The organism is Streptomyces sp. PL-25 (genome assembly GCF_058344915.1).
On the sequence record NZ_CP136997.1, the window covers coordinates 6,816,829 to 6,828,830 of the forward strand.

The window sequence follows — 12,002 nt, forward strand, 5'->3', positions numbered from 1 at the left end:
CCGATGGTGAACGACGACAGGCTGAGGGACTACCTCAAGCGCGTGACGGCGGACCTGCACCGCACCCGCCGGCGCCTGACCGAGGCGGAGGAGGCGCGCCGCGAACCCATCGCGGTCGTCGCGATGAGCTGCCGCTACCCCGGCGGCGTACGGTCCCCCGAGGACCTGTGGCGCCTGGTCACCGACGGCACCGACGCCATCACCGGCTTCCCCCGCGACCGCGGCTGGGACCTCGACCACCTGGACGACCCGGAACAACTGCGCGAGGGCACCAGCCACACCGCCCTGGGCGGCTTCCTCGACGACGTCGGGCACTTCGACCCCGGGTTCTTCGGAATCTCCCCGCGCGAGGCGCTCGCGATGGACCCGCAGCAGCGGCTCCTGCTGGAAACCACCTGGGAGGCGTTCGAACGGGCCGGCATCGACCCCACGACCCTGCGGGGCAGCAGGACCGGTGTCTTCGCCGGAGTGATGTACCAGGACTACGCGGTACGGCTGCGCCAGGTCCCCGACGACGTGGCCGGCTACGTCGGCAGCGGCAGCTCCGACAGCGTCGCCTCGGGCCGCGTCGCCTACACCTTCGGACTGCAGGGCCCGGCGGTCAGCATCGACACCGCCTGCTCCTCCTCGCTGGTCGCCATCCACCTCGCCGCCCAGGCCCTGCGGGCCGGCGACTGCACCCTGGCCCTGGCCGGGGGCGCGATGGTCATGTCGACACCCGTCCCGTTCGTGGAGATGAGCCGCCAGGGCGGCCTGGCCCGGGGACGGCCGCTGCAAGTCCTTCGCCGCCGCCGCCGACGGCACCGGCTGGGGCGAGGGCGTCGGCATGCTCCTGCTGGAGCGTCTCTCCGACGCCCGGCGCGACGGCCACCCGGTCCTGGCGCTGATCCGCGGCACCGCCGTCAACCAGGACGGCGCCAGCAGCAGGCTCACCGCCCCCAACGGCCCCGCCCAGCAGCGCGTCATCCGACACGCCCTGGCCAACGCCGGACTCACCCCCGCCGACGTGGACGTGGTCGAGGCGCACGGCACCGGCACCCCGCTGGGCGACCCCATCGAGGCCCAGGCCCTGCTGGCCACCTACGGGCAGGACCGTGCGGACGGTCAGCCGCTGCTGCTCGGCTCGCTGAAGTCCAACATCGGGCACACCCAGGCGGCGGCCGGTGTCGGCGGCGTCATCAAGACCGTCCTCGCCCTGCGGCACGGCACCGTCCCGCCCACCCTGCACGCCCAGGACCCGTCCCCGCAGATCGACTGGACCGCGGGCGCGGTACGCCTGGTCACCGCGAACACCCCCTGGCCCGAGACCGGACGGCCGCGCCGGGCAGCGGTCTCCTCCTTCGGCGTCAGCGGCACCAACGGACATGTCGTCCTGGAACAGGCGGACGAACCCGGGGACCCGGCAGCCCCCGCCGGGCAGGGGGAACCGGCCGCTTCGGCAGCCCAGGCAGCCCAGGCAGCCCAGGCCGATCCCGAGGACGCCGACGCCCCCGCCGACCGGGACGCGGCCCGGCACACCCCGGACCCGGACGGCACACCGCCACCCGTCCTCCCCTGGGTGCTCTCCGGACGCACCGCCGAAGCGCTGCGCGCCCAGGCCGCACGGCTCCGCGACCACCTCGGCGCCCACCCCGGGCCCGGCCCGGCCGAGGTCGGCCACGCCCTCGCGACGACCCGCGCCGCGCACGAGCACCGGGCGGTCCTGATCGGCGCCCACCCGGACGAGTTCCGGGCCGGCCTCGACGCCCTGGCCGCCGGCCGCACCGCCCCCGGCCTGGTCCGCGGCACCGCCGGAACCGGCGGCCAGGTCGCCCTGGTGTTCCCCGGACAGGGGTCCCAGTGGCCCGGCATGGCCGTCGAACTCCTCGACTCCGCCCCCGGCCTTCGCCGCCCGCGTCGCGGACTGCGAGCGCGCCCTGGCCCCCTTCGTCGACTGGTCCCTGGACGCCGTGCTGCGCGGCGCCCCGGGCACCCCGCCGGCCGAACGCGTCGACGTGGTGCAGCCGGTGCTGTGGGCCGTCATGGTCTCCCTGGCCGCACTGTGGCGCTCCCACGGCATCACCCCCGGCGCCGTCATCGGCCACTCGCAGGGCGAGATCGCCGCGGCGTGCGTCGCCGGCGCCCTCTCCCTGGAGGACGCCGCACGCATCGTCGCCCTGCGCAGCCGGGCGATCCGCGCCCTGTCCGGCCGCGGCGGCATGGCCTCGGTGGCCCTGCCCGCCGAGCAGGTCGCCGGACACCTCGCCCCCTGGGACGGCCGGCTCTCCGTCGCCGCCGTCAACGGCCCCGCCTCCACCGTCGTCTCCGGCGACACCGACGCGCTCGACGCGTTCCTCGACCGGACGGCGGCCCTGGGCATCCGCAGCCGGCGCATCCCCGTCGACTACGCCTCGCACTGCGCCCACGTCGAGGACATCCGGACGGAACTGCTCGCCCAGCTGGACGGAGTGAGCCCGCGCCCGTCCGAAGTCCCGTTCTACTCCACGGTCAGCGGCGCCCTGCTGGAGGACACCTCCGTCCTGGACGCCGACTACTGGTACCGGAACCTGCGCCGGACCGTCCGCTTCGAACAGGCCACCCGCGCCCTGCTCGCCGACGGCTACCAGGTCCTGCTGGAGAGCAGCCCGCACCCGGTCCTCACCGTCGGGATGCTGGAGACCGTCGAGGACGCGGGCGCCGACGCCACCGCCGTGGGCACCCTGCGTCGCGACGACGGCGGCCCGCGCCGGTTCACCGAGTCCCTGGCCGAACTCTTCCTGCGCGGAGTGTCCCCGGACTGGGACACCGTCTTCGCCGGCCGCCGCCCCGGCCGGGTGGAACTGCCCACCTACGCCTTCCAGCGCGCCCGGTACTGGCTGGAGGACGGCGCCGCGCCCGCCGCCGACGTCACCGCCGCCGGACTGGCCCCCGCGGACCATCCTCTGCTGGGCGCCGTCGTGGTCCTCGCCGACAGCGACGGCCTGCTCCTCACCGGCCGCCTGTCGGCCCGCACCCACCCGTGGCTCGCCGACCACGCCGTCGGCGGCCGGGTACTGCTCCCGGGCACCGCCTTCCTGGAACTCGCGCTCCAGGCCGGGGCCTGCGTCGGCTGCCCCCGCGTCGAGGAGTTCACCCTCGAAGCCCCCCTGGTGCTGCCCGAGCACGGCGGCACCGTGCTGCGCCTCACCGTGGGCGCCCCCGACCCTGCGGGGCACCGCCCGCTCAGCCTGCACTCCCGGCCGGACACACCCGCCGACGGCGACCCCGACGACGAGTGGACCAGGCACGCCGAAGGCGTCCTGGCCCCGGGCGGCGCGGAGGACGCCGAGGCCGACGGGCCGACGCCCTGGCCGCCGCCCGGCGCCGAACCCCTCGCCCTCGACGGACTGTACGACCGCTTCGCGGCGGCCGGATTCTCCTACGGCCCCGCCTTCCAGGGCCTGCACGCGGCCTGGCGGCGCGGCGACGAGCTGTTCGCGGAGGCCGTCGTACCCGCCCCCGACACCGCCCGCTTCGGCCTGCACCCGGCCCTGCTGGACGCGGCCCTGCACGCCACCGGCGTGCCCGGCTCTCCCGGTGCGGACGCCCACCCCGAGGGGCGGCTGCCGTTCTCCTGGAACGGCGTGACCCTGCATGCCACCGGCGCCGGCGCGATCCGCGTCCGGCTCGCCCCGGCCGGACCCGACGCGGTGACGCTCGCCGTCGCCGACGCGACCGGTGCCCCCGTGGCGACCGTGGACGCGCTGGTCCTGCGGCCCGCCGGCACCCTCGCCCTCGGCGCCGACCGCGCTCCTCGGGGCCGCCGCCACCGGGACCTGCACACGACGGAGTGGATCACCGCACCCCCGCGCGGCAGCGGCGCGCCCGTCCACCGCGCCGCGGACCTGGCCACGCTGCTGGCCGCCGTCGACGCCGGAGCCCCGGTGCCCGACACGGTCCTGCTCACCCGCGCGGAGCCCGCGTCGGCGGCCGGACCGGCCGCTGCGGTCCACGCGGCCGTCCACCAGGCCCTCGCCGACGTCCGGACCTGGCTCGCCGACGACCGCTTCGCCGGCTCGCGCCTGGTGTTCGCCACCCGGGGCGCGGTCAGCGCCGGGGAGGGGGAGGACGTACGCAACCCCGCGCACAGCGCGCTCTGGGGGCTGGTCCGCTCGGCCCGGTCCGAACACCCCGGGCGCTTCGCCCTGCTCGACCTCGACGCCGACGACGAGCACGGCACCTCCACGGGCGTCGCCGCGGCCCTCGCCTCGGGGGAACCGGAGTCCGCGGTCCGCGGCGGCGACGTCCGCGTACCCCGGCTGGTCCGGGTCCTCAGGGACGACCCGCCCCCCGCAGACAAGGCGCACGAGCCGGACGAGCCGGACCAGACGGCCGGACCCCTCCGGGCCTTCGACCCGGACGGCACGGTCCTCGTCACCGGCGGCACCGGCCTGCTCGGCTCCCACGTCGCCCGCCGCCTGGTCACCGGACACGGCGTCCGGCACCTGCTGCTGCTCTCCCGCGGCGGCCCGGCCGCTGCCGGAGCCGGGGAACTGCGGGCCGAACTCGCCGCACTGGGGGCCGAGACCGCCGTCGTCGCTTGCGACGCGGCCGACCGGGCCGCCCTGGCCGCCGTACTCGCGGACCTGCCGTCCGCGCACCCGCTGACCGCCGTGGTCCACACCGCGGGCACCCTCGACGACGGCGTCGTCACCGCACTCACCCCCGAACGCGTGGACGCCGTACTGCGCCCGAAGGTCGATGCCGCCCTCCACCTGCACGACCTGACCCGCGACCTCGACCTCACGCACTTCGTGCTCTTCTCCTCGGCCGCGGGCACCTTCGGCGGCCCCGGACAGGCCAACTACGCCGCCGCCAACGCCTTCCTCGACGCCCTCGCCGTCCAGCGCCGGGCGGCGGGCCTGGCCGGCCAGTCCCTGGCCTGGACCCTGTGGGAACAGCCCAGCGCCCTCACCGGACGCCTGGCCGAGGACGACGTACGACGCCTCGCCCGGTCCGGGATGCCGCCGCTCTCCACCGAGCGGGGACTCGCGCTCTTCGACACCGCCCTCACCGTGGACCGGGCCACCCTGGTCCCGATGCGCCTCGACACCGCGGCCCTGCGGTCCGCCGCCGCGGACGGCACCCTGCCGCCGCTGCTGCGCGGCCTGGTGCGGACACCGCCGCGCCGGGCGGCCACGGCCGCGGAGGCCGACGACAACGCACTGCGCCGGCGCCTCGCCGCCCTCGACGCCGGCGGACGGACCCGGCTGCTCCTCGAACTCGTCCGCACCCACGCGGCAGCCGTCCTCGGCCACACCTCCCCGGACACCCTCGACCCCGGACGGGCCTTCCGCGAGCTGGGATTCGACTCGCTGGCCTCGGTGGAACTGCGCAACCGCCTGAACACCGCCACCGGCCTGCGGCTGCCCACCGGCCTGGTGTTCGACCACCCGACCCCGGCGGCGCTCGCGGACTTCCTGGGCGCCGGGCTCACGGACACGGAAACGGCCGCCACCCCCTCCGCACCCGCGTCCGTACCCGCGAGGCCGGCCGGCCGGGACGGGGACGCGGACGACGACCGGATCGCGATCGTCTCCGCGGCCTGCCGCCTCCCCGGCGGTGTCCGCTCCCCCGAGGAGCTGTGGCGGATGCTGGCCGAGGGCCGCGACGGCATCTCCGGGTTCCCCACCGACCGGGGCTGGAGCCTGGACACGCTCTACGACCCCGATCCCGACCGCGTCGGCACCTCCATCACCCGTGAGGGCGGCTTCCTCCACGACGCGGCCGACTTCGACGCGGAGTTCTTCGGCATCTCGCCGCGCGAGGCCCTGGCCATGGACCCGCAGCAGCGGCTGCTCCTGGAGACCACCTGGGAACTCTTCGAGCGCGCGGCCATCGACCCGTCCACCCTGCGCGGCGCCCCGGTCGGCACGTACGTCGGCCTGATGCAGCAGGACTACGCCGCCCGGCTGCTGCCCTACATTCCCGAGGACGTCGAAGGATTCCTCGGCACCGGCAACTCGGGAAGCATCGTCTCCGGACGCCTGGCCTACTTCTTCGGCCTGGAAGGCCCCGCGGTCACCGTGGACACGGCGTGCTCGTCCTCGCTGGTGGCCCTGCACCTCGCGGTACGGGCGCTGCGATCCGGCGAATGCTCGCTGGCCCTGGCCGGCGGCGTCAACGTGATGTGCAGCCCCGAACTGTTCGTGGAGTTCAGCCGACAGGGCGGTCTGGCCCCGGACGGCCGCTGCAAGTCCTTCGCCGCGGCGGCCGACGGCACCGCCTTCGGGGAGGGCGTGGGAATGCTGTTGGTCGAGCGGTTGTCGGACGCCCGGCGTCACGGGCATCCGGTGCTGGCCGTCGTCCGTGGTTCGGCGACGAACCAGGACGGTGCGAGCAACGGCCTGACGGCGCCCAGTGGTCCGTCGCAGGGGCGGGTGATCCGCGCGGCGTTGGCGGACGCGGGGCTGACGGCGTCGGATGTGGATGTGGTGGAGGCGCACGGTACGGGGACCAGGCTGGGTGATCCGATCGAGGCGCGGGCGTTGCTGGCGACGTACGGCCAGGACCGGCCCGGTGACCGTCCGGTGTGGATCGGCTCGCTGAAGTCCAACATCGGCCATACCCAGGCCGCGGCGGGCGTGGGCGGTGTCATCAAGTCGGTGCTGGCGATGCGGCACGGGGTGATGCCGAAGACGCTGCATGTGGACGGTCCGACGCCGGAGGTGGACTGGTCGGCGGGGGCCGGCCGGCTGCTGACGGAGGCCCGCGCCTGGGACGACACGGGTCGTCCGCGCCGGGCGGGTGTGTCCGCCTTCGGCGTCAGCGGCACCAACGCCCACGTCATCCTCGAACAGGCCCCGGACGCCCCGACAGCCGCCGCAGAACGGCCCGTCGGCGAACCCGGGACACCGCAGACCGTACCCGCCGCCGTCCCCCTGCTCCTCTCGGCGCGCACTCCGGAGGCCCTGCGCGCCCAGGGCCGCGGCGCTGTCGGCCCGGCTCGGAGACGGATCGGGCGTCCGCGCGGCGGACGTGGCCTTCTCCCTGGCCACGGGCCGCAGCGCGCTGGGACACCGCGCGGTGCTGGTGGGCACGGAGAAGAACCTCGCCGAGCACCTGACCGCGCTGTCACAGGGTGCTGCCGCGTCCGGTGGCGGGTTGGTCTCCGGTCGTTCGGTGTTGGTGTTTCCGGGTCAGGGTTCGCAGTGGGTGGGGATGGCTGCGGGGCTGTTGGGTGAGTCGGGGGTGTTCGCGGGGCGGATGGTGGAGTGCGGGCGGGCTCTGGAGCCTTACGTCGACTGGTCGTTGGGGGAGGCGCTGGGGTCGGAGCGGCTGCTGGCGCGGGTCGATGTGGTGCAGCCGGTGTTGTGGGCGGTGATGGTGTCGTTGGCGGAGGTGTGGGGTTCGTTCGGTGTGGTTCCGGACGCGGTGGTGGGCCACAGCCAGGGGGAGATCGCGGCCGCTTGTGTGGCGGGTGGGCTGAGCTTGGAGGACGGGGCGCGGGTGGTGGCTCTGCGTTCTCGTGCGGTGGGGGCGTTGGCGGGCCGTGGGGGCATGGCGTCGGTGCCGTTGCCGGTGGGGGAGGTGCGTGGGCGTCTGGAGAAGTGGGGTGGCCGGTTGTCGGTGGCGGCGGTCAACGGGCCTTCTTCGACGGTGGTGTCGGGCGACGCGGACGCGGTCTCGGCGTTGGTGGAGGGGCTGCTCGGGGAGGGTGTTCGGGCGCGGTTGATCGAGGTGGATTACGCGTCGCACTCCTCGCATGTGGAGGAGATCCGGGAGCGGTTGCTTGCCGATCTGGCAGGGGTTGCTCCTGTTTCAGGTGTGGTGCCGTTCTTCTCGACGGTGACGGGTGGCTGGCTGGACACGGGGTCTTTGGATGCCGGGTACTGGTTCCGGAATCTGCGGGAGACGGTGGAGTTCGGGCGGGCGACGGAGTCGCTGTTGGGGGAGGGTTTCCGGTTCTTCGTCGAGGCCAGCCCGCACCCCGTGCTGGGTGTGGCGGTGGGGGAGTCGGCGGAGGCGGCTGGTGCGGACGCGGCGGTGCTGGGGACGTTGCGGCGCGGAGAAGGTGGTCCGGCTCAGGTGTTGCGTGCGGTGGGCCGTGCGTGGGAGCGGGGTTTGGGGGTGGACTGGTCGGGGGTGTTCCCGGGGGCGCGGCGGGTGGAGTTGCCGACGTACGCCTTCCAGCGCAGCCGCTACTGGCTCGACGTTCCGACCACGAGCTGGGACGTCGCCTCGGCGGGGCTCGCCACCACCGGGCACCCGCTGCTCGGTGCGGCGACGCGGATCGCGGACTCCGATGAGCTGCTGCTCAGCGGCCGGATCTCGCTGCGTACCCACCCCTGGCTCGCCGACCACGCGGTGTCGGGCGCCGTCCTCCTCCCCGGCACGGCCTTCCTCGAACTCGCGCTGCGCGCCGGGGCCGAGGCGGACTGCCCGGTGGTCGAGGAGCTCACCCTCGGAGCGGCGCTCGTACTCCCGGACGAGGGCGCCGTCCACCTCCAGCTCCGGGTCGCCGCGCCCGACGGCGACGGTCGGCGGAGGCTCAGCGTGTTCGCCCGTACGGCACGGGACGCCGACGCGCCCTGGACCGAGCACGCCACCGGCACCCTGGCACCCCGGCCCGCCGGGGACCCGGCCGGGGCCGCGCCCGGTCTGCTGAGCTGGCCGCCGTCCGGTGCCGAACCCGTGGACACCGGCGACCTCTACGAGCGCTTCGCCGGGGCCGGCCACCACTACGGACCCGCCTTCCGGGGCATCCGTGCCGCGTGGCTCCGGGGCGGCGAGGTGTTCGCCGAGGTGGTGCTGCCGGAGCGGCAGCACGCCGACGCCGCCGGATGCGTGCTGCACCCCGCGCTGCTGGACGCGGCCCTCCAGAGCGCCGCGCTGCTGCCCGACCAGGACGGCCGGGCCCGGTTGCCCTTCAGCTGGAACGGTGTCACCAGCGGGATCACCGGGGCCACCACGCTGCGCGTACGGCTCGCCGCCGACGCGCCGGACGCCGTGACCCTGCACGCCCACGACCTGTCCGGCCGGCGGGTGCTCGCCGTGGAGTCCCTGCTGCTGCGGCCCCCGGCCGAGGGCGGGCCGCTCTCCGCGACCGCCCACGCCGACCTGCTGTACCGCCTCGACTGGACCCCGGTCACCGAGCCGGCCGACAGCGCCGCGCCCACCTGGGGCGCCCTCGGCGGTACCGTCCCCGGCGCGGTGTCATGGCAGGACCTCGACGCCCTGGGAGCCGCCCTCGGGGCGGGCGACGCCCTTCCCGAGGTGATCGTGGCGGCCGTCGCCACCGCCGACCTGCCCGACTCCGCCGACCGGGTCCGCGCCACCGCGCACCAGGGCCTCGCCCTCGTACAGCAGTGGCTGGCCGACGAGCGGTTCGCCGCGGCCAGGCTGGCCGTGCTCACCAGGGACGCGGTCCGTACCGGACCGGTCGACCGTCCCGTCGATCCCGCCCAGGCCGCCCTGTGGGGCCTGGTGCGCAGCGCGCGGGCCGAGCACCCCGGGCGCTTCGTCCTCATCGACGCGGCCGGGACCGGCGAGCCGGCGGACACCCTGCCCGCGGCGCTCGCCGCCAGGGAGCCCGAGCTGGCGCTGCGGACCGGCCCGCCGCTGCTGCCGCGGCTGGTCCGCGGCGGACGGGCGGACGGCACGCTGTCCCTGCCGGACGGTGCCGCCTGGCGGCTCACCACCGACGGCCGGGGCTCTCCGGAGGACATCACGGCGGAGCCCGCTCCCGAGGTTCTCGCCCCGCTGGGCAAGGGCGAGGTACGGATCGCGGTGCGCGCCGCCGGGCTGAACTTCCACGACGTCATCGCCGCGCTCGGCCTGGACCCCGACCCCGAGCAGCAGGGCCTGGGCAGCGAGGGCGCCGGGACCGTCGTCGAGGTGGGCCCGGGGGTGGACGACCTGGCGCCCGGGGACCGGGTGATGGGGATCTTCGGAGGCGCGTTCGGCCCGACCGCCGTCGCCGACCGCCGTACCGTCGCCCGGATACCGGCGGGCTGGTCCTTCGCCCGCGCCGCATCCGTGCCGGTGGTGTTCCTCACCGCCTACTACGGCCTGTTCGATCTCGGGGGACTGCGGCGCGGGGAATCGGTCCTGGTCCACGCCGGAGCCGGCGGTGTCGGCATGGCGGCGGTGCAGCTTGCCCGGCAGGCCGGCGCGCGGGTGTTCGCGACGGCCTCCCCCGCCAAGTGGGACGTCCTGCGGGCCGGCGGACTGGACGACGCGCACATCGCCTCGACCCGGACCACCGACTTCGCCGAGAAGTTCCTGACGGCCACCGGCGGGCGGGGCGTGGACGTCGTACTCGACAGCCTGGCAAGGGAGTTCGTCGACGCCGGTCTGCGGCTGCTGCCGAACGGCGGCCGGTTCGTGGAGCTGGGCAAGACCGACGTCCGCGACCCCGGGACGGTCGCCCGGCAGCACCCCGGGGTGCGCTACCGGGCGTTCGACCTGATGGAGGCCGGTCCGGAGCGCATCGGCGAGATGCTCGCCGACGTCCTGCGCCTGTTCGGGCAGGGAGCGCTGCGTCCCCTGCCCGTCACCGGCTGGGACGTCCGGCAGGCCCCGGCCGCCCTGCGCTCGCTCGGCCAGGCCCGGGGCGTCGGCAAGAACGTCCTGCTGCTGCCCGCTCCGCCGGACCCCGAGGGGACCGTCCTGGTCACCGGGGGCACCGGCACCCTGGGCCGGCTCCTGGCCCGGCACCTGGTCGTCGCGCACGGCGCCCGGCACCTGCTGCTGGCCGGCCGCCGGGGCGGCTCCGCCGACGGAATGCCGGAGCTGGTGCGGGAACTGACCGGGCTCGGGGCGTCGGTGACCGTCGCCGCCTGCGACGTCGCCGACCGCGTCGCGCTCGCCGCCCTGCTCGGGTCGGTGCCCGCCGCGCACCCGCTCACCGCCGTCGTCCACGCGGCCGGTGTCCTGGACGACGCCACGATCGCCGGGCTGACCCCGGACCGGCTCGACCGCGTCCTGCGGCCCAAGGCGGACGCGGCGCTGGCCCTGCACGAACTCACCCGGGACCTCGACCTCGCGGCGCTGGTCCTCTTCTCCTCGGGCGCCGCCCAGTTCGGCGCGGCCGGACAGGCGAACTACGCCGCCGCCAACGCGGTCCTCGACGCCCTCGCCGCCGAACGCCGGGCCGAGGGGCTGCCCGGCCTGTCCATCGGCTGGGGCCTGTGGGAGGAGCGCAGCGAGATGACCGCCGCGGTCCCCGCGGGCCGGGGCGCGGGGGCGGGGGCGCTGACCTCGGCGGAGGGCCTCGCCCTGTTCGACGCGGCGCTGGACTCCCCGTACCCCTACCGGCTCGCGGCCAGGATCGCCCCGTCCGTGCTGAGGGCGGACGACCGGCTGCCCGCCGTGCTCCGCGGCCTGGTCCGCCCCGCCCGCACCGGCGCCGCCCCCGCCGCGGAACCGGCCCGCTCGATGGCGCGGCAGCTCGCCGAGCTGCCCGAGGCCGAGCTGCACCGGACCCTGCTCGACCTGGTGCGCGGCACCGCGGCGGCGGTGCTCGGCCACAGTTCGCCCGACCTGATCCGCCCGGCCCGCCCGTTCAAGGACGTCGGCTTCGACTCCCTCACCGGGGTCGAACTGCGCAACCGGCTGGCCTCGTCGACCGGGCTGCGGCTGCCGGCCGCGCTCGTCTTCGACCATCCCACCCCTGAGGCGCTGGCGCGCCACCTCGCCGAGCGGGCCAGCGCCGCCCGCCCGACGGGCGACGCGGCGGTCCGGGCCGGGCTCGACACCCTGGAGACCCTGCTCGACGCCCTGCCGCCGGGCGGCGTCAGCGACGAACTCGCCGCCCGGATACGGGAGGTGCTGGCCCGCTCGCTGCCCGGCGGGACACCGGACACCGCCGTCCGCCCCACGGACGGCGCGGACGGCGTGGACGACGCGGACGACCTGGCCCCCGAGCTGATCGAGGCGGCCAGCGACGACGAGGTGTTCGACTACATCGACCGGCAGTTGGGGTCCGCGTGACCAGGGCACCGATCCGCGTATCCCGCGTATCCCGAGACGAGACCCGAGCA

At 76.1% G+C, this 12,002-nt stretch carries 1 pseudogene; it reads left to right on the top strand.

The features are described 5' to 3' along the window. The first annotated feature begins 6 nt into the window (after positions 1-6). Positions 7-11,952 (top strand): annotated as a pseudogene (locus R4Z62_RS30205) (SDR family NAD(P)-dependent oxidoreductase). Positions 11,953-12,002 lie beyond the last annotated feature (50 nt).